General features: G+C 59.6%; 20 protein-coding genes. 4 read left to right on the top strand and 16 right to left on the bottom strand.

The window, feature by feature from the left end; genetic code table 11:
- From G9X64_RS32510 to G9X64_RS32535, 6 genes are all read right to left on the bottom strand, one after another.
- Positions 1 to 669, bottom strand: coding sequence for a phosphoribosylanthranilate isomerase (locus tag G9X64_RS32510; RefSeq protein ID WP_168309252.1), 669 nt, complete (start codon positions 667 to 669; stop codon positions 1 to 3).
- Between the two features lie 167 nt (positions 670 to 836).
- Positions 837 to 1,595, bottom strand: a complete 759-nt coding sequence (locus tag G9X64_RS32515) for a M48 family metallopeptidase (protein WP_171378208.1) — start codon at positions 1,593 to 1,595, stop codon at positions 837 to 839.
- 107 nt (positions 1,596 to 1,702) lie between these two features.
- Complete coding sequence (locus G9X64_RS32520) at positions 1,703 to 2,137, bottom strand: DUF2852 domain-containing protein (protein ID WP_171378209.1); 435 nt, start codon at positions 2,135 to 2,137, stop codon at positions 1,703 to 1,705.
- Positions 2,138 to 2,282: 145 nt separating this feature from the next.
- Positions 2,283 to 3,560, bottom strand: a complete 1,278-nt coding sequence (locus tag G9X64_RS32525) for a polyhydroxyalkanoate depolymerase (RefSeq protein ID WP_168309250.1) — start codon at positions 3,558 to 3,560, stop codon at positions 2,283 to 2,285.
- Positions 3,561 to 3,765: 205 nt separating this feature from the next.
- Entirely contained in the window at positions 3,766 to 4,608 is an 843-nt protein-coding gene (locus tag G9X64_RS32530) for a fumarylacetoacetate hydrolase family protein (RefSeq protein ID WP_168309249.1), read from the bottom strand.
- 144 nt (positions 4,609 to 4,752) lie between these two features.
- A complete protein-coding gene (locus G9X64_RS32535) occupies positions 4,753 to 5,712 on the bottom strand; it encodes a glutathione S-transferase family protein (RefSeq protein ID WP_171378210.1) in 960 nt (319 codons plus the stop codon).
- A gap of 170 nt (positions 5,713 to 5,882) precedes the next feature.
- On the opposite strand from G9X64_RS32535, the gene G9X64_RS32540 reads away from it, so the two are divergent.
- Entirely contained in the window at positions 5,883 to 6,167 is a 285-nt protein-coding gene (locus tag G9X64_RS32540) for a DUF2218 domain-containing protein (RefSeq protein ID WP_168309247.1), read from the top strand.
- 48 nt (positions 6,168 to 6,215) lie between these two features.
- Positions 6,216 to 6,815: a nitroreductase family protein gene (locus G9X64_RS32545; RefSeq protein ID WP_168309246.1), complete on the top strand. Its 600-nt coding sequence runs from the start codon at positions 6,216 to 6,218 to the stop codon at positions 6,813 to 6,815.
- 85 nt (positions 6,816 to 6,900) lie between these two features.
- Here G9X64_RS32545 and gyrB read toward each other — a convergent pair whose 3' ends face one another.
- The 5 genes from gyrB to G9X64_RS32570 form a co-directional block, all read right to left on the bottom strand.
- Positions 6,901 to 9,336: a DNA topoisomerase (ATP-hydrolyzing) subunit B gene (gene gyrB, locus G9X64_RS32550; RefSeq protein ID WP_168314956.1), complete on the bottom strand. Its 2,436-nt coding sequence runs from the start codon at positions 9,334 to 9,336 to the stop codon at positions 6,901 to 6,903.
- 135 nt (positions 9,337 to 9,471) lie between these two features.
- The gene (locus G9X64_RS32555) at positions 9,472 to 9,849 is read right to left on the bottom strand and encodes a helix-turn-helix domain-containing protein (RefSeq protein WP_003544097.1); all 378 of its coding nucleotides are present in this window, start codon (positions 9,847 to 9,849) and stop codon (positions 9,472 to 9,474) included.
- Positions 9,846 to 10,412 (bottom strand): Smr/MutS family protein, encoded by a 567-nt coding sequence (locus G9X64_RS32560; RefSeq protein WP_168309244.1) that lies wholly within the window; start codon positions 10,410 to 10,412, stop codon positions 9,846 to 9,848. Before G9X64_RS32560 ends, G9X64_RS32555 begins: the two co-directional genes overlap by 4 nt.
- Positions 10,412 to 11,530, bottom strand: a complete 1,119-nt coding sequence (gene mltA, locus G9X64_RS32565) for a murein transglycosylase A (protein ID WP_168309243.1) — start codon at positions 11,528 to 11,530, stop codon at positions 10,412 to 10,414. The genes G9X64_RS32560 and mltA overlap by 1 nt, the downstream gene beginning before the upstream one ends.
- Positions 11,523 to 12,227 carry a Tim44/TimA family putative adaptor protein gene (locus G9X64_RS32570; RefSeq protein WP_003544090.1) on the bottom strand — a complete coding sequence of 235 codons (705 nt, stop codon included), beginning with the start codon at positions 12,225 to 12,227 and terminating at the stop codon, positions 11,523 to 11,525. Before G9X64_RS32570 ends, mltA begins: the two co-directional genes overlap by 8 nt.
- A 131-nt stretch (positions 12,228 to 12,358) precedes the next feature.
- Here G9X64_RS32570 and G9X64_RS32575 point away from each other — a divergent pair, with 131 nt between their 5' ends.
- Both G9X64_RS32575 and secB read left to right on the top strand, forming a co-directional pair.
- Positions 12,359 to 12,865, top strand: a complete 507-nt coding sequence (locus G9X64_RS32575) for an FxsA family protein (protein WP_168309285.1) — start codon at positions 12,359 to 12,361, stop codon at positions 12,863 to 12,865.
- Between the two features lie 101 nt (positions 12,866 to 12,966).
- Positions 12,967 to 13,449 carry a protein-export chaperone SecB gene (secB, locus tag G9X64_RS32580; RefSeq protein WP_003544086.1) on the top strand — a complete coding sequence of 161 codons (483 nt, stop codon included), beginning with the start codon at positions 12,967 to 12,969 and terminating at the stop codon, positions 13,447 to 13,449.
- 65 nt (positions 13,450 to 13,514) lie between these two features.
- On the opposite strand, the gene dnaQ is transcribed toward secB, so the two are convergent.
- The 5 genes from dnaQ to G9X64_RS32605 are packed head-to-tail and all read right to left on the bottom strand — an operon-like array spanning position 13,515 to position 17,145.
- Positions 13,515 to 14,237 (bottom strand): DNA polymerase III subunit epsilon, encoded by a 723-nt coding sequence (dnaQ, locus tag G9X64_RS32585; protein WP_168309242.1) that lies wholly within the window; start codon positions 14,235 to 14,237, stop codon positions 13,515 to 13,517.
- Complete coding sequence (coaE, locus tag G9X64_RS32590) at positions 14,230 to 14,841, bottom strand: dephospho-CoA kinase (RefSeq protein ID WP_168314953.1); 612 nt, start codon at positions 14,839 to 14,841, stop codon at positions 14,230 to 14,232. The genes dnaQ and coaE overlap by 8 nt, the downstream gene beginning before the upstream one ends.
- Positions 14,841 to 15,698, bottom strand: coding sequence for a shikimate dehydrogenase (locus G9X64_RS32595; RefSeq protein ID WP_171378212.1), 858 nt, complete (start codon positions 15,696 to 15,698; stop codon positions 14,841 to 14,843). The genes coaE and G9X64_RS32595 overlap by 1 nt, the downstream gene beginning before the upstream one ends.
- Positions 15,691 to 16,290, bottom strand: a complete 600-nt coding sequence (locus tag G9X64_RS32600; protein ID WP_168314951.1) for a Maf-like protein — start codon at positions 16,288 to 16,290, stop codon at positions 15,691 to 15,693. The genes G9X64_RS32595 and G9X64_RS32600 overlap by 8 nt, the downstream gene beginning before the upstream one ends.
- Before the next feature lie 33 nt (positions 16,291 to 16,323).
- Complete coding sequence (locus tag G9X64_RS32605) at positions 16,324 to 17,145, bottom strand: pyruvate, water dikinase regulatory protein (RefSeq protein WP_011649834.1); 822 nt, start codon at positions 17,143 to 17,145, stop codon at positions 16,324 to 16,326.
- Positions 17,146 to 17,529: the final 384 nt, after the last annotated feature.

Raw genomic sequence — 17,529 nt, forward strand, 5'->3', positions numbered from 1 at the left:
TCAACTCCCTGAGGCCATCATCGGCGCATTCGCCTTTTCGACCGCGTCAAAAAATTCATCGATCTTCGCGACGCTCTTCACGCCAGGCGCAGTTTCGACTCCCGAGGAGACGTCGATACCCGGTGCCTTGGTGATGAAAAGCGCTTCTGCGACATTGTCCTTGTTCAGCCCACCGGAAAGCATGTAGTCGACGCTGCCGTCAAGCCAGCTGAGAAGGCTCCAATCGAAGGAAATACCGTTGCCGCCAGGCAGTTCCGAACCCTTCGGCGCTTTGGCGTCGAAGAGGAAACGGTCGGCGATGCCGATATAGGCCTCGACGCGCTTCAGGTCGTCTGCCGTGCGTACCGAAAAGACCTTCATCACAGGCAGACCATAGACCGCCTTTATGGTCAGCACATGTTCGGGGCTCTCGTTGCCGTGAAGCTGGAGCATATCCGGCTTCAACAACGACACGATCTCGTCGAGTTCGTCATTGGTCGGATCGACAACGACGGCGACGATTTTCGCCTTGCCACGCGCAGGTTCGGCCAGTTTTGCCGCCAGGTCCGGCTCGATATAGCGCGGGCTCTTTTCGAAGAAGATAAAACCGATATGGGTCGCGCCGCGCTTCAGCGCGCGATCGACAGCCTCAGGCGTCTTCAAACCACAGATCTTGATATCCGGTCTCATGGCAGCGAAGTGACACGAAATGCGGAAAGAGTCGAGCCAATTTGCGACGGACACTGAATTTAGCGCGGCTCTCGGCTAGAGCGCCGCGCGTCCAAAGGACGCTCTATCACTTTAAATCTGCACATAATCCTTTCCGAAAAATCGATTCCGATTTTCGGGGTTATGCGCTAGTCGAAATCGATGGCATGCAACTGGCTGCCATGCCGCTTGAGCCAGGATTTCGCCTCGTCCATACCGGGGCAAAGTTTGCCACAAAGCGCCCAGAAGTGCGGGCCGTGGTTCATTTCCTTGAGGTGGGCGACCTCATGGGCGGCGAGATAATCGATCACCGAAGGCGGCGCCATGACGATACGCCAGGAAAAGCTCAGATTTCCCTCCGACGAGCACGAGCCCCACCGGCTGCGGGTATCCTTCATCGAGATCGAACGGATCGGCGCCCGGATCGTTGCGGCATGCATCGTTGCCAGTCTTGCGAGATCGGCGCGGGCCTCCTTCTTGAGAAAGGCCGCAATGCGCCGTCCGACATGTTCCGGCATGCCGCTGACGCGCAACACCGGGATGCCGTCTATGGAAACCGCCTCCGTCAGCCCGCGCAAGCTGCCGCTATGCTGGATGCGATGGGAAACGCCGCGAAGGAGGATTTCGCCGCCGTCACGCAGACCGGTATCGGTCGAAAACTTGGCAAGCTTGGTGAGCAGCCACCCCTGGTGACGATCGAGGAAGGCATTGACCTCACGCGCCGCAAGGCCTTTCGGCACCGTCATCTTCAAGGCGCGGCCACCCGGTTCGATGCGCAACGTGATGCGTGTCGCCCGGTCATGCTGCTTGATCATCAGCGGCATGAGCCGGCCGGCGACGTTGAGCGTCCGCATTTCGGGCGGAGCCGGCTTTCGCGCCTTCGACCTTGTTTTCAGAAGCGAGAACATGCGTGTTTTCTATACGATTCGCCGGCAAATCTAAATGATCGCCGGAAGGGCAGGCATGGAAAAACCGGCATCGGGAGATGCCGGTCATCAATTCATCGTTCAGGCGTTTACGGCGTCTGATATTCAGCGACCGGGCCGTTGTCATCGCGCTTGGCGTTCCTGCGGTCGCGCATGAAGCGGTCGAACTCTTCCTGGTCCTTGGCGCGGCGAAGTTCGCGCATGTAAGCGTCGAATTCCTCGCGCATTTCGTCGAGCTTGCGGCGCTCTTCCTCGATCCGGTCGATCTCGGCCTTGCGCCAGTCGTCGAAGGCGACGTTGCCGGTCGAGAAGTGCCGGCGGTGACGGCCATGCGGGCGGCGGCAGGAGGCAAAGAAGCCATCGGTCGCCTGGTTGACGTCACGCTTGAAGCCGCGCAGACGGTCGCCGAAGATGATGTAGGCAAGCATGGCAAGACCCAGAGGCCAGAAAACCATGAAGCCGAGAATCATCAGGGCAATGGTAGCCGGAGTCCAATCCGGTCGAAGCAATGCTGACTGGTTCATCGTGCGGGTATCCCTCGCTTTCCGCGCCCGGCAGGATACCGAACGCTGAAATCGATGTGGTTACCGCAATAACCGCCTTCAAGACGATTGCCCGCGAAATCGGACAAGGCCTTGAATCCGTTTTGCTAATTCAGCTATCCCTGATTCAGCCTGCCCGGCCGCCCTTGATGACACGCGGGATCGGAGGCTTGACGGCGGAACGGGAATGCTGGCGGACGAAATCGATGATGCGCGGCGCGATCTCGCGGCGGAAACGTGAGCCGTTGAAAACACCATAATGGCCGACATCCGGCTGAAGATAATGCATGCGCATATCTTCGGGAATGTTCACGCAGATGGTCTGCGCCGCCTTTGTCTGGCCGACCCCTGAGATATCGTCATTCTCACCTTCGACGGTCAGCAGCGCCACGTTGCGAATTGCCGCCGGATCGACGCGTTTGCCACGATGCATCAGTTCGCCTTTCGGCAGCGAATGCTTGATGAAGACCTCCTCGACCGTCTGCAGATAGAATTCGGCGGTCAGATCCATGACGGCGAGATATTCGTCGTAAAAATCGCGATGTTTTTCCGGCTCGCCGTCGTTCTTCACAAGATGCATGAAGAATTCCTTGTGCGCGACGACGTGGCGATCAAGATTCATCGACATGAAGCCCGAAAGCTGCAGGAATCCTGGATAGACCGGGCGCATGAAACCCGGCTGCGGCCAGGGCACGTTCATGATGACATTGTCGGAGAACCACTGCAGCGACCGCTCCTGAGCGAGCTTATTGACCGCCGTCGGGTTGATGCGTGTGTCGATCGGGCCGCCCATCAGCGTCATCGACGCCGGCGAAAGCGGATCCCTGGCTTCTTCCATCACGGCAGCGGCTGCCAACACCGGAACGGAAGGCTGACAGACGGCGATGACATGTGTGTCGTGACCGAGGAAATGCAGCATCTCGATGACGTAGTCGACGTAGTCGTCGAAATCGAACGTGCCTTCCGTCATCGGCACCATGCGGGCGTCGATCCAGTCGGTGATGTAGATATCGGCACTCGGCAGCAGCGCCTCGACCGTACCGCGCAGCAGCGTGGCATAGTGGCCGGACATCGGTGCGACGATCAGGATGCGCGGGTCATTGCGGCTGGCGGCGGGCGCATTGCGCGCGAAATGCAAGAGATTGCAGAAGGGTCGCGACCAGACGACCTCTTCGCGGACGGTCACCGTCTTGTCACCGATCGTCGTCTGCTTCAGTCCGAATTCCGGTTTCCCGTAGCGGCGCGTCGTGCGTTCGAACATTTCGAGACTTGCCGCCATCGTCCGGCCGAACGGCGTATGGGAGAACGGATTCAACGGATTGGCATAGGCAAATCGCATGATATCGGCCGCGGCGCGAAACGGCGCCATGGCGGCATGGTTCAATTCATAAAGCTGATAAAACATTGGAAGGCGCCACCTTTCTCTATCGAAAAGATGACGCCGATTGAGAGGCATCGACTCTTTTCGTAACGCGGGCACGTCGCGCAGACTAACAGGTTTTTGTTGCACAGCAACATGGGCGTACCAGACCCACACAAGAAATGCCGCAGAATTGACCTGCGGCATCATAATCGACCTGAAAACTTAAGTTTCTCAGCAAGAAGGGTCGTTAACGATCCGCTACAAAGGTCTGCTTCTGCGTGCCGAGACCTTCGATGCCGAGTTCGACCACGTCTCCCGCTTTGAGATAGCGCGGCGGCTTGAGGCCCATGCCGACGCCCGGAGGTGTGCCGGTCGAGATCACGTCACCGGGATGCAGCGACATGAACTGGCTGAGATAGGAAACGAGGAACGCAACCCCGTAAACCATCGTCTTCGATGAGCCGTTCTGCATCTTCTGGCCGTTGACCGTCAGCCACATGCCGAGGTTCTGCGGTTCCGGAATTTCATCTTTGGTCACGAGCCAGGGGCCGATCGGGCCAAAGGTGTCGCAGGATTTGCCCTTGGTCCATTGACCGGACCGCTCGGTCTGGAAAGCGCGCTCGGAAACGTCATTGGAGACGCAATAACCGGCGACATAATCCAGCGCTTCGGCTTCCGTCACATATTTGGCCGTTTTGCCGATGACGACGCCGAGTTCGACTTCCCAATCGGTTTTTTCCGAACCGCGGGGAATGACGACATTGTCGTTCGGTCCGACGATTGCGGATGTTGCCTTCATGAAGATGATCGGCTCGGGCGGCACGGTCGCACCGGTTTCGGCAGCGTGATCCGAATAATTCAAGCCGATGCAGATGAACTTGCCAGTGCCCGCGACGCAGGCGCCGATGCGGCCGGGTGCGATTTCCGGAAGGCTCTTCGGATCGATCGCCGCTATCTTTGCAAGGCCTGCCGGTCCGATCGCTTCACCGCCGATATCGGCGACATGACCGGAGAGATCGCGGATCTTGCCATCGGCATCGAGAAGTGCTGGTTTTTCACTGCCGGCTTCGCCAACACGCATCAGCTTCATGGAATTTCCTCCTCATCGAAAACGGATTTGCAGCCACCTATGAACGAATTATTCATCGGTGTCATTACGGCTTTGCCGGGAAGCGGTACGGCTTTGCCGCGATTCGGATGATTTTCTGCTGAAAACCGCCCCTATCTTTCAGCATCATGCTCTAAAAATTTCCGCCAGATCCGGGCCGGAGGGAATGATCTTCGTCGGATTGAGGCTTTCGATCGAATAGTAGCCGCGCTTGATGTGATCAAGGTTCACCGTTTCACCGATGCCCGGCCAATCCAGCATGCGGCGGCAGAAGGCGCGCAGCTTGGCATAGTCGGAAAGCCGGCGCAGATTGCATTTGAAGATGCCGTGATAGGCGACATCGAAGCGCACCAGCGTCACGAAAAGCCGGATATCACTCTCGGTGGGATGATCGGCGAAGAGAAAAGACCGGCCCTCGAACTGCTGCTCGACCCAGTCGAGGCAGGAAAAGACATCGGCAAAGGCTTCTTCGTAGGCGGCCTGCGTGGCGGCGAAACCGGCGCGGTAGACGCCGTTGTTGAGCTCAGGATAGATGCGGTCGTTGAAAGCATCGATCTCGGTGCGCCTCTCCGCCGGGTAAAGATCGATCGGATTTTTTGCCAGACCGCCGAAGCCGCTGTTCAGCATACGCAGAATATCGGCGGATTCATTGTTTACGATGGTCTTTTTCTGCATGTCCCAGAGAACCGGCACGGTGGCCCTGCCGGTGAAATCCGACGCCGCCCTGGTATAGATTTCATGCATATAGGTCACGCCGTTGACGTGATCCTCGGTCGCGCCGGGATAGTCACCGAAGCGCCAGCCCTGCTTGCCTAGCAGCGGCTCGACAACCGAGACCGAGATGACGTCTTCCAGGCCCTTGAGCTTACGGCCGATCAGGGTGCGCGAGGCCCAGGGGCAGATATAGGCGACATAGAGATGGTAACGGCCGGCGCTGGCTGCAAAGCCGCCTTCGCCCGTCGGCCCGGCGCTGCCATCCGGGGTCACCCAATTGCGGAAACTCGAGGTCTGGCGGACGAAGCCGCCCTTTTCGTCCTTTGCCTGCACGGGCTGCCAGTCTTCCGTCCATTTTCCGTTCACCAGCATGCGCGACTCCCACAATCGACTGACTGAGCGTTCATTATCCTGCTTCGACGCCGGTGTGAGGCCGCTTATATGAAGACAGTCTGTACACCCAAACTGCGACGATGCTGCGCTTGCCAAGTCGGTGACGCAGGAAATATGACTCCGCTACACAAGATGACGTGGAGTTCGAAATGCATCTCTCGAAGGCCGTCGTGCGGACCGAACATGCGAGCCGCTACCTGCAGCAGCTCTGCAAACATTGGAGCCACAAGTTCAGCGTCGATTTTGATCCTCTGAAGGGCCGGGTGCCGTTCAGCGATACGGCCGAGGTGACGTTTGCGGCCGACGATGCGGCGCTGACCATGACACTTTTCGTCGCCGATCCCTCGCAGCAGGAAAGGATGCAGCACGTCATCGACGATCATCTGAAGCGCTTCGCCTTCCGCGAAGAACTCGACATCGTCTGGGCGGACTAAGCGCGTCACCAGCCGAGCCCCGATCCTGCCCCAACCCCTGGAACAAGCATGACGAAGAGCAATCACCGCGAATCCGACTATCCGATCGATTCGATATTTCTCGACCGCTGGTCGCCGCGCGCATTCACCGGCGAAATCATCGGAGAGGCGCAGTTGCTCAGCCTGCTCGACGCTGCCCATTGGGCGCCGTCTTCGGCCAACCACCAGCCCTGGCGCTTCATCTATGCGCTCAAAGGTTCAGAGCATTGGGAGAAATTCGTCGCATTGCTCGTCGATTCCAACCAGGAATGGGCCAGAAACGCGTCGGCCCTGATCTTCGTCGTGTCGCGCACCTTCACCGGCGCTGCCGGCTCCGCCGAGGAAAAGCCGAGCTACACGCATTCCTTCGATGCCGGTGCGGCATGGGGGCATCTGGCGATCCAGGCGCGCCTCTCCGGCCTTTACGCCCATGGCATGGGCGGCATCAAGCATGAAGAGATCAGGCAGGCTTTTGCCATTCCCGAGGGATACCGGGTCGAAGCAGGCGTCGCCATCGGCCGCCTGGCCGACAAGAGCGTTCTTTCCGAACGCAATCAGGCGCGCGAATTCCCCAGCCAGCGCAAGCCGCTCTCCGAGGTCGCCTTCAACGGCTGCTTCGTCGCGAATTGAGCGAAGCCGAAGGCCAAGCACATACCGGGCAAACGAAAGCCCGCCATCCTAGAGATAGCGGGGCCACTTATTTCTGAAATATCAATTAGATATCGAGGTTTGCAACGCTCAGCGCATTGTCCTGGATGAATTCGCGCCGCGGCTCGACTTCGTCACCCATCAGGCGGGCGAAGAGACCGTCGGCATCGGTGGCATCATTGACCCTGACCTGCAGCAGGGAACGAACATTCGGATCGAGCGTCGTTTCCCAGAGCTGCTCGGCATTCATCTCGCCAAGACCCTTGTAGCGCTGCATGGTGAGACCCTTGCGGCCGCTTGCGAAGATCGCGTCGAGCAGGGCGCGCGGGCCAGAGATTTCGACGTCGCCTTCGCGTCGATGCAGCGACGGCGGCGTCTGATAGATTTCCTTGAGGCGTGCCGTCAACTGGTCGATGTGACGGGCATCCGAGGAACCGATCAGCGCCATGTCGAGCACGACGAGTTCCCTGACGCCGCGGACCATGCGCTCGAGGCGCAGACCGCCATCGGTTGTCACATCGCCCCGCCAGCCGCGCTCGGTTTCCTCGGCGATGATGTCGAGACGTCCAGCCACTTCGTTTGCCAGCGCCAGCGCTCTAACCGGGTCGCTGGCGAGCTCGGCGTTGAGCGCTCCGGCAATCGCCGCTTGTTCGACGGCGGAACGATTGTAGCGCGAATGGAGATTGTCGAGCAGCGCGCGCATGCGCAGAGCATCGAGGATAACCTCGCGCAGATCCTGACCAGCGCGAACCTCGCCGCTACCGAGCCTCAGGGAAGCATCTTCCAGGCCCTGGCTGATAAGATATTCTTCCAGCGCCTTCTCATCCTTCAGATACTGCACCGACTTGCCGCGTGATACCTTATAGAGCGGCGGCTGGGCGATATAGAGATGACCGCGCTCGATCAGTTGCGGCATCTGGCGGAAGAAGAAGGTCAGCAGCAGGGTGCGGATATGGGCGCCGTCGACATCAGCGTCCGTCATGATGATGATCTTATGGTAGCGCAGCTTTTCGACATTGAACTCGTCCTTGCCGATGCCGGTACCGAGGGCGGTGATCAATGTGCCGATTTCCTGGCTCGACAGCATCTTGTCGAAACGGGCGCGTTCGACGTTCAGGATCTTGCCGCGCAGCGGCAGGATCGCCTGGTTCTCGCGTGAGCGGCCCTGCTTGGCCGAACCGCCGGCGGAATCGCCCTCGACGAGGAAGACTTCGGATTTTGTCGGATCACGCTCGGAGCAGTCGGCGAGCTTACCCGGCAGCGAAGCGATATCGAGTGCGCCCTTGCGGCGGGTCAATTCGCGGGCCTTGCGGGCGGCTTCACGTGCGGCGGCGGCCTCGACGACCTTGCCGACGAGAATCTTGGCTTCGCTCGGATGTTCTTCGAACCAGGTGTTCAGCGCCTCGTTGACGAGACTTTCGACAACAGGACGGACTTCCGAGGAAACGAGCTTATCCTTGGTCTGCGAGGAAAATTTCGGGTCCGGCACCTTGACCGACAGAACCGCCGTCAGGCCTTCGCGGCAATCTTCGCCCTGGAGCGTCACCTTTTCCCTTTTGGTGATGCCGGAACTGTCGGCATAGGAAACGACCTGGCGCGTCAGCGCCGCGCGGAAACCGGCCATATGTGTGCCGCCGTCGCGCTGGGGGATGTTGTTGGTGAAGCAGAGTACGTTCTCATGATAGCTGTCGTTCCACCACATCGCGACTTCGACGGTGATGCCGTCCTTTTCGCCGCGGATGGCAACCGGCTTGTCGACGAGCGACTTCTTGGCGCGGTCCAGATAAGCGACGAAAGCCTCGAGGCCGCCGTCATAACGCAGCTCTTCCTGCTTGATATCGGAATGGCGCTTGTCGGTCAGCAGGATGCGGACGCCTGAATTCAGGAAGGCGAGTTCGCGAAGGCGATGCTCCAGCGTGCCGTAGTCGAACTCCGTCATGGTAAAGGTATCGGTGCTCGGCATGAAGCTTACTTCCGTGCCGGTCTCATTCGGCGCGTCGCCCGTAACCTTGAGCGGAGCATCGGCCACGCCATGGGTGAAGCTCATTTCATGGATCTTGTCGTGACGGCGGATCTTCAGCTTCAACCAGACGGACAGCGCGTTGACGACGGAGACGCCGACGCCGTGCAGGCCGCCGGAAACCTTGTAGGAATTCTGGTCGAACTTACCGCCGGCATGAAGCTGCGTCATGATGACTTCGGCAGCCGACACGCCTTCTCCGGTGTGAATGTCCGTCGGGATGCCGCGACCATTGTCGGTGACGGTCACCGAACCATCGGGGTTGAGGGTGACGGTGACGATATCGGCATGGCCGGCAAGCGCTTCGTCGATCGCGTTGTCGACGACTTCATAGACCATGTGATGAAGGCCGGAGCCGTCGTCGGTATCGCCGATATACATGCCGGGGCGTTTGCGCACGGCATCGAGGCCCTTCAGAACCTTGATGGAATCTGCGCCATATTCGGTGCTTACGCCGTTTTCCGTCGCGGATGTATCGCTCATTCTGTCGAGATTTTCCCTGTTGTCGTAAAGCTGCGGCGCGCCTTGCGAATCACCGGCTTTCTTCACTCTCGTATATAGGTTTTTTGAACCCACTTCCCAATGGCAAGCCCCTAAAACAAGGCATAAAACAGGGGATTATGACGCTTTTCCGTCGCCTTTACCGCCATTTTCTAGAAGAGCCGATAGCCGGCCTATCTCTGCACTGTCAAGGTTGCGAATCCGACGGGCCAGCCGGTTGGCAAATTCGGTATATTCGGGGGGCAGGCCGGAGGTGTCGATCACGACGCGCGGGTCCGAAGAGCGGGCGAGCAGGAACAGTTCCTCGGCCTCATCCCAGATGATGTTGAAATAGCCGGCGATGCGCTGCAGCAGGTCGAATGTCGGCAAACCACGCTTTCCATGTTCGAGCGCCGAGAGATAGGCGGGAGAAACATTCAGCGCTTCCGCCATCTCTTTCTGCGACACGCCCTTGCGCGCCCGCAACCTGCGAACTGCCTCTCCGAAGGGTGTCATGGCCTTTCCCCATGCCGCCGCGACAGGCGAATGTAGAGCGCGCCCTCACCGCCATGATGCTGTGCGGCCGACTCATAGGAGGAGATCAGGTAGCGGAATTCCGGCTTCGAGAACCAGAGAGGCACTGCCCGTTTCAGCGCGCCGTCGCTGCCCATCGAGCTGCCCTTGCCCGTGATCACGAGCACATGGCGCATGCCGCGCTCGTGGGCGCGGATCAGGAAATCGAGAAGGATGGCATGAGCCTCGCTCTGCACCAACCCGTGCAGGTCGATCCGCGCTTCAAGCGCCAGCCGACCCTTGGCGATCTTCCGTTTGACCGGCTTTTCCAGCGGATGATGCACCCCGGCCGACGGCTTTGCCATTGACGATGCCGTCGGCTGCAGCGGCATGGATGTGGCGGGCGTCTGCTTTTCCTGCTCCCGTTCGGCTGCCGCTTCGGCTTCGGCAAGAAAGGCATCGAGTTCGGTCAACGCCCCCGCCTTGCCGGGCATCGGCCGCGTGCTGCGGGCGACCTTGCCCCAGAGGATCCTCTCATCCGCACTCAGCTTACGATCCCTGGCCATCAGTCGAATCTTCCGGCAGCGGCATTGGGAATGAGGATGGCGAAATCGGCCTCGTTGCGGACAGTGCCGGCACCTTCCCCGGCCATGTCCCCCGAGCCGGTGAAGATATCCCCGCGCGCCGGCCCGACGATCGCCGAACCGGTATCGAGCGCCAGCATCAGCCGGCGGAACGGCCGGCCCTGGTCGAGATGGGTGAGGCTTTCGGCGCGAATGAAAAACGGAAAGCCGAAGGTATGGATCATCCGGTCGACCGCAAGCGCGCGCCCGGCGAGAAGCGGAACCTTGGCGGCCGCGACCGGACCGGCCTGCGGATCGGCAACCGGTGCATCACGGAAGAAAATATAAGAACGGTTATGCCATAACACTTCATCGACGCGCTCGGGATTGCGCGCCAGCCAGGCACGGATCGCCTGCATCGAAATCTCCACCCGGTCGATCTCGCCGCGCTCGATCAGCAGCTTGCCGATCGCCGAGAAAGCGTGGCCGGCCTTCGCGGCATAGGTGATGCGGCCGATACGACCATCCTTATAACGCAGGCGGGCAGCACCTTGCACATGCACGAAGAAGACATCGACCTTCGACTTCGCCCAGGCGATTTCGAGGCCGCGGCCCTCGAGAAATCCCTGATCGATGGCGCGGCGGTCCGGATAGGCAGTGACGTGGCCCTCATGCAGACGGCCGAAAGCATAGACCTTGTCGAGCTCGGCGGGGCGATTGGCATCGTGGAGATCGATCAGATCGTCCGGACGCCGGTAGAAAGGAAAACGGAAAATTTCGTCCGGCCGCTCAGACACGTCGATATCAGGTTCGTAGAAGGCGGTGACGAAGCCGGAATTGCCATCCTTGCGGCGAATCAGAAATGGCCGACAGTGCGTCTCGAAAAAGGCGCGCGCCGACGCCGGAGATGACGGGGTGAAATCTTCGGCGGCGACGAGAAGCGGAAGCAGGTCCTCCGAGCTCAGGCCGAGCGATCCGGTGCGGTACGGTTTGACATCGGTGATCTGCCGCCGGCAGCTTCGCATCACTTCAAAAAGGCCAGAGGGATCATCATCCTTCCAGCCTTCCAGAGTGTCGAAGCTTACGGCCTGCAGGACGAAGTCCGATGCGTGGTCACTCATGTTCCGATTCGGTCGCCACGAGTTTCCAGTTCGGATCGCGCGAACGGGTGTCGCGAGCAAAGGTCCAGACGTCGTTGACCTCGGCGACGTTTTCGGCGTCGCCTTCGATCAGCACATCCGCCTTGTCGTAGGTGGCCGATATCAGCTGGCTGGCGATGCGCACGGTGATCTGCGCTTCGCTGCCCTTCGTCTCCGCATGGGTGATTTCGGCCTTGTCGATGCCGACGAAAGTCGACTTCACCTTCTCGCCCCGGGCTTCGCGCTCACCGATCGCCGCATCGAAGCCGTCATAGACTTCGCGAGACAGCAAGTTCTTCAGCGTTTTCCGGTCGCCATCCGCATAGGCCATGACGATCATCTCGTAAGCCATGCGGGCGCCGTTCAGAAACTCCTTCGGGCTGAAGGCGGGATCGGCCTTGTTCAGCGCACGCAGCGATTCGTTGAGCGGCGTTCCGGGCGCCGCGAAAGCATCGATGGCGGCGAAGCGATCCTCATCCTCCGTCGTCGCATCGCGCCGCGGCAGCGTCACGACCTTGCCGGCATCGGCGGCTTCGGCCGGAGCCGCATCCCGCGGCGTATAGAGATCGCGCGGCGGCTTCTCATTTCCTGTACGGCGCCCGAGCACGGAGCGGAGCTGAAAGAAAATCAGGACAGCCGCCACCAGGAAAAATAATGTGATGAAGTCGTTCGAACTCATATCGTATCGCAGCCGCCGTTAACATCTCTGATTTGTACTCCCATATAGTCTGCCTATACAGATGATTCAAATGATGGCTGGCATCTTCGCCGGCGCCAAGAGGAGACCGGCGAGCCCGGGACATGACCGACATGCGTTTTTCGATCCTGCCAGCCTTCATTCTGCTGCTGCCGCTCGCCGAAATTGCCGGTTTCGTCGTCGTCGGCCAGGCTATCGGATTGTGGCTGACGCTGGCGCTCGTCATGCTGGGTTTCGTTCTCGGCGTGGTTCTGCTGCGCCGGCAGGGCATCGGTATTTTGCGCCGCATGTCGAGCGAAGGACGAAACGGGGTGATGCCGGGCCGCGACCTGCTGCGGCCGGCGATGAACGTCATCGCGTCGCTGCTCCTGATCATTCCCGGCTTCCTGTCCGATATCATCGCGATCCTCATTCTCATTCCGCCGGTGCGCGATCTCGTCTGGCGGGCGATCGCCAAACGCTTCGTCGTCGTCAATGCCAGGGGCGGCTCTTCCTCGCGTCCGCAGCCCGATTTCCGCGACCGCAAGCCGAACTCGAAGGTGGTCGATCTCGACGAGGAGGACTATCATAGAGAGCCGGACCGCAACTCGCCGTGGTCTGGCAAGCATCTTAGCGATTGAGGCACTGTGGCTGATCAACCGGGCCAAGCGCCCAGGGTTGTAAGCCCTTCCCTGAAATGTTAGATGGCGGCACCATTCCCATGCCCCTCGAGGAAAAGCCAATGGCAGACGATAACAACAGCAACGGTGCGGCCAACCCCACCCTTTCGATCCTTGCGCAATATACCAAGGATCTGTCCTTCGAAAATCCGGGTGCTCCGCGTTCGCTGCAGGCCCGCGACAAGGCGCCGACGATCAATATCAATGTGAATGTCAACGCCAACCCGCTTTCCGATACGGATTTCGATGTCGTGCTGTCGCTGAATGCCGAAGCCAAGGACGGCGACAAGACGGTTTTCCATGCCGAACTCACCTATGGCGGCGTTTTCCGCGTTGCCGGTTTCCCGCAGGAACACATGCTTCCGGTTCTCTTCATCGAGTGCCCGCGCATGCTCTTCCCCTTCGCCCGTCAGATCATCGCCGACGTCACCCGCAACGGTGGTTTCCCGCCACTGATGATCGACCCGATCGATTTCACGCAAATGTTCGCTCAGCGCGTTGCCGAAGAACAGGCCCGCGCCAAGGTTCAGGCCGTTCCGAACTGACGGCTCTTTCCTGTCTGAAATGCGGATGCCCGGGCTGGTCCCGGGCATTTTCAATTGAAGACGGTTTAATCGAGGTTGGCGTATTTCGCCCAGACGCTTTTTTCACCGAGCTTGGCGACGAGCGCCTCATGCGCCTGCTCCTCGGATTGGCTGAGGCGCGGGGCGATCGGCCGGGGCCGCTCGAGCACGGCGGCAATTACCACGTCATCTTCCATCCCCGCCTCACCGCGAGCTGCCTGGTTGGATTTGCCGGCCATGCCGAGGCCGAGCGCCGCCTGCCTGCCGCCGATCATCTCGATATAGACTTCGGCAAGCAGTTCGGAGTCGAGCAGCGCGCCGTGTTTGGTGCGGTGCGAATTATCGATACCGTAGCGCCGGCAGAGCGCATCGAGCGAATTCGGCCCCATCGGATGTTTGCGGCGCGCCATCGACAGGGTATCGAGCACCCGTTCCGGCAGGATTGGCGGCAAACCGATTCGCGCGAATTCCGCGTTGATGAAGCCCATATCGAAGGTGGCGTTATGGGCAATCCACTTCGCATCGCCGAAGAAGGTAAGGATTTGTTCGGCGACGTCCGCGAAAGGCTTCTTGTCCTTCAGGAATTCATCGGTGATGCCATGCACGGCGAGCGCATCGGGATGAACCTTCTGATCTCCAGGATTGATGAAGATATGGATCGTGTTGCCCGTGGGGAAATGATTGAAGAGCTCGATGCCGCCGATTTCGATGATGCGATCGGCGCGGTTGTCGAGGCCGGTGGTTTCCGTATCGAAGATGATCTCACGCATTCCGAAAATCTCCCTTGGCAATCCGCGTTTTCAGGTCGGCGACGATCTCGAACACCCGTTCCCTCGTCGTCGCGATACTGTGACTGGTGTCGATCAGATAATCGGCCCGGCGCCGTTTTTCCGTGTCCGGCGTCTGGCGTGAGAGAATCATGTCGAATTTTTCCTCGGTCATGCCTTCGCGCGCAAGCACCCTTTGGCGCTGAATCTGTGGATCAGTGCTGACGACGACGATGACATCCACCCTTGCCTCGGCACCGGTTTCGAAAAGCAATGGAATATCGAGCAATACCATGTCGGCGCCGGCGGCGCGTTGTCGCTTCAGAAATTCCGTCTCGCGTTTGCGAACCAGCGGATGGACGATCGCTTCCAGGCGTTTGAAGCCGTCAGGATCACGAGCGAGCTGGCGGCCGAGTTCACGCCGGTCGACTGCTCCATCCTTGATCGTGCCGGGGAAGGCGGCATTCACCAGCGGTGCAGCCTCGCCGGCATAGAGATCGTGGACTACGGCATCCGAATCGTTCACCGGGATTCCGGCATCGGCAAAGAGCTTTGCCGCCGTTGATTTTCCCATTCCGATGGAGCCGGTGAGGCCGATCTTCAGCATCAGTGTGCGTCCATATCCGCGATGATGAGCGCGCGCAGCGCTGCATCGACGATGGGACGCTGGCCGAACCATTTTTCGAACCCGGGCACGGCCTGGTGCAAGAGCATCCCCAGACCATCGACCGTCGAAAATCCTTGCTCTTCCGCCTGCGTCAGGATCGGCGTCTTCAAGGGCACATAAACGATGTCGGTGACGACGGCATCGGCTGCAAGAGGCGAGAAATCGAGTTGCGGCGCCGGCTCGCCGTCCATGCCGAGCGAGGTGGTATTGATGAAGAGGCCGGCCCCTTTCATGACTTCGGCAAGCGCCCCGGCCGGGTGGGGCCGGACACGCGGGCCAAAACGATCCGCGAGTTCACGCGCGCGTTCGACGGTGCGGTTGACGACGTGGATCTCCTTGATACCGCGATCACGGACTGCCTGGATGATCGCCCGGCTGGCGCCGCCGGCGCCAAAGACGACGGCCGTGCCATGCCGGTCCCAGCCGGGATGGCGTTCGTCTAGATTGGCGATGAAGCCACGACCGTCGGTATTCGTCGCATGCAGGGCGCCATCCTCCAGCCAGAGCGTGTTTGAGGCGCCAAGTTCGGACGATAGCGCGTCCGGCTTGTCAGCGAGCCGGAACGCCAATTCCTTGTGGGGAATGGTGACATTGCCTCCGGCAAAGCCGGAACTGCCATCTTTCAGAGAGTGAATGAAATCGGCAAAGGCCTCGGGCGCCACTTCATGGGCGCGGTAGCTGCCCGGCAGGCCGAGAGTCTTCAGCCAATATCCGTGGATTAGCGGCGAGCGCGAATGCCTGATGGGAAAGCCGGTGACAAAGGCCCTCGGCCCCAATGTTTCACGTGAATCACCCATCGATCGCTCCGAGTTCTCGCAATTTTTTTAAGAGCGGCAGCATCGGCAAGCCGAGAATGGTGAAATAATCACCCTCGATCTTTTCAAAGAGCTGGATGCCCTCCCCCTCCAATTGATAGGCGCCGACGCTGGAAAGCGCCCGTTCGCCAACCCGCGCCAGATGTCTGGTGATGAACTCGATCGTGAGCGGTCGCATCGTCAGCTCCGCATGCGCAAGATGTTCCCACAGGACCACGCCATCGCTGACGATGGCGACGGCGCTGTTCAGTCGGTGGGTTACGCCCGAAAGGGCTTGAAGATGACCAGCCGCGTCGACCATGTCTTTCGGCTTATGGAAGACACGGTCGCCGAGCGACATTGTTTGATCCGAACCGATGACCAGGCTAGCCGGAAAACGGCTGCTGACTTCCTCCGCCTTGGCCCCGGCCAGGACGAGGGCCACGGCATCAGGCTTAGCGCCGGCTTTTTCCAGCGGCGCTTCGACGGCCCGTTCATCGATTCTTGCGGCATGTGTCTCGAAGGACAGACCGGCATTTTCCATCAGCATCCGGCGAAAGGGGCTCGACGATGCAAGGATGAGTTTCGGCGTCATAGGTTCCTCGGCGTGCCGGCTTTTCGTCAGCGCTTAACGCAGCTTCGGCCGCAGGGCAACGATTGCCGCGGCTGTTTCCTCGATTGAGCGGCGGGTGACGTCGATCAGCGGCCAGTTATGACGGGCGCAAAGAGAACGGGCATATTTCAGCTCCTCCGAAATCGCGGCGCGATCGGTGTAGTGTTCGCGATCGAAACCCTGCGTCACCCCGAGCACCCGGTTTTCCCGCACCTGGGAAATACGGTCGGTGGTGGCGATCAGGCAGACGATCAGCGGTTTGCTCGCCACGAAGAGGCTCTCGGGCAATGGCACGCCATAAACGATCGGAATGTTCGCCGTCTTGATGCCTCGGTTGGCAAGATAGATGCTGGTCGGTGTTTTCGACGTACGGCTGATGCCGATGATCACGACATCGGCATCGTTGTAATCGTCGGGCATTTGGCCGTCGTCGTGATCCATGGTGAAATTAAGCGCTTCAATGCGCGCGAAGTAGCCGGCATTCATAACATGCTGAGCGCCCACTCGACGGCGAGACGGGGCGCCGAGATAGATCTGGAAGGCATTCATCACCGGCTCCAGCACATTCACTGAGGCGACACCCATCTCGATGCACCGCTCATCGATGAGGCTTGCAAGCTCCCGGTCGACAATGGTGTAGAGCACGATGCCGGGTGCGTCATCGATCGCTTGGAGAACCGGCAGCAGCTGCTTGCGATTGCGGATCAGCGGATAGACATGTTCGATCGGCTGCGCCGATCTGAACTGCGCCGACGCGGCGCGCCCGGCGGAGATCAGAGTCTCTCCCGTTGAGTCAGAAATCAGATGCAGATGAAAGAAGTTCGTTCTGTTCTCCACGCTATTTTCCGCTGCCTGTTGAAAACACTGGATGAAACAGAGCTACGGCTACGAGGCAGTCTCGGGCAAGGGAAAACATGCCTCCTTATCCACATTTCGGATTCTGCGGATCGGTTTCGATTGGCCCTGTGGACGATGGGGAAGAGATCTATTTCCTGAAAGCTCGTCCACAGCCTATCCACAGCTATGAGGAAACAGGCCGATCCGGAAGGATCTGGAATCACTTTCAGATTCGGCTTCTACCCGAAATTCGGGCGAGATGGACAAATTCTTCCGATGTTGTTTTGCCGGCGCGCGACAAATGGCATCGGCGGTGGATGGATTTTAATCCTTGATAGTCACCGACTCTAAGAAATAGAAACCTTTTAAAACATCTTTGTTTTA

The organism is Rhizobium sophorae (genome assembly GCF_013087515.1).
GTDB lineage: Bacteria > Pseudomonadota > Alphaproteobacteria > Rhizobiales > Rhizobiaceae > Rhizobium > Rhizobium sophorae.

Bases quoted from the DNA above. Each gene is read 5' to 3' on its own strand.
- G9X64_RS32510 (WP_168309252.1), bottom strand. From the start codon at position 669: ATGAGACCGGATATCAAGATCTGTGGTTTGAAGACGCCTGAGGCTGTC.
- G9X64_RS32515 (WP_171378208.1), bottom strand. From the start codon at position 1,595: ATGTTCTCGCTTCTGAAAACAAGGTCGAAGGCGCGAAAGCCGGCTCCG.
- G9X64_RS32520 (WP_171378209.1), bottom strand. From the start codon at position 2,137: ATGAACCAGTCAGCATTGCTTCGACCGGATTGGACTCCGGCTACCATT.
- G9X64_RS32525 (WP_168309250.1), bottom strand. From the start codon at position 3,560: ATGTTTTATCAGCTTTATGAATTGAACCATGCCGCCATGGCGCCGTTT.
- G9X64_RS32530 (WP_168309249.1), bottom strand. From the start codon at position 4,608: ATGAAGCTGATGCGTGTTGGCGAAGCCGGCAGTGAAAAACCAGCACTT.
- G9X64_RS32535 (WP_171378210.1), bottom strand. From the start codon at position 5,712: ATGCTGGTGAACGGAAAATGGACGGAAGACTGGCAGCCCGTGCAGGCA.
- G9X64_RS32540 (WP_168309247.1), top strand. From the start codon at position 5,883: ATGCATCTCTCGAAGGCCGTCGTGCGGACCGAACATGCGAGCCGCTAC.
- G9X64_RS32545 (WP_168309246.1), top strand. From the start codon at position 6,216: ATGACGAAGAGCAATCACCGCGAATCCGACTATCCGATCGATTCGATA.
- gyrB (WP_168314956.1), bottom strand. From the start codon at position 9,336: ATGAGCGATACATCCGCGACGGAAAACGGCGTAAGCACCGAATATGGC.
- G9X64_RS32555 (WP_003544097.1), bottom strand. From the start codon at position 9,849: ATGACACCCTTCGGAGAGGCAGTTCGCAGGTTGCGGGCGCGCAAGGGC.
- G9X64_RS32560 (WP_168309244.1), bottom strand. From the start codon at position 10,412: ATGGCCAGGGATCGTAAGCTGAGTGCGGATGAGAGGATCCTCTGGGGC.
- mltA (WP_168309243.1), bottom strand. From the start codon at position 11,530: ATGAGTGACCACGCATCGGACTTCGTCCTGCAGGCCGTAAGCTTCGAC.
- G9X64_RS32570 (WP_003544090.1), bottom strand. From the start codon at position 12,227: ATGAGTTCGAACGACTTCATCACATTATTTTTCCTGGTGGCGGCTGTC.
- G9X64_RS32575 (WP_168309285.1), top strand. From the start codon at position 12,359: ATGCGTTTTTCGATCCTGCCAGCCTTCATTCTGCTGCTGCCGCTCGCC.
- secB (WP_003544086.1), top strand. From the start codon at position 12,967: ATGGCAGACGATAACAACAGCAACGGTGCGGCCAACCCCACCCTTTCG.
- dnaQ (WP_168309242.1), bottom strand. From the start codon at position 14,237: ATGCGTGAGATCATCTTCGATACGGAAACCACCGGCCTCGACAACCGC.
- coaE (WP_168314953.1), bottom strand. From the start codon at position 14,841: ATGCTGAAGATCGGCCTCACCGGCTCCATCGGAATGGGAAAATCAACG.
- G9X64_RS32595 (WP_171378212.1), bottom strand. From the start codon at position 15,698: ATGGGTGATTCACGTGAAACATTGGGGCCGAGGGCCTTTGTCACCGGC.
- G9X64_RS32600 (WP_168314951.1), bottom strand. From the start codon at position 16,290: ATGACGCCGAAACTCATCCTTGCATCGTCGAGCCCCTTTCGCCGGATG.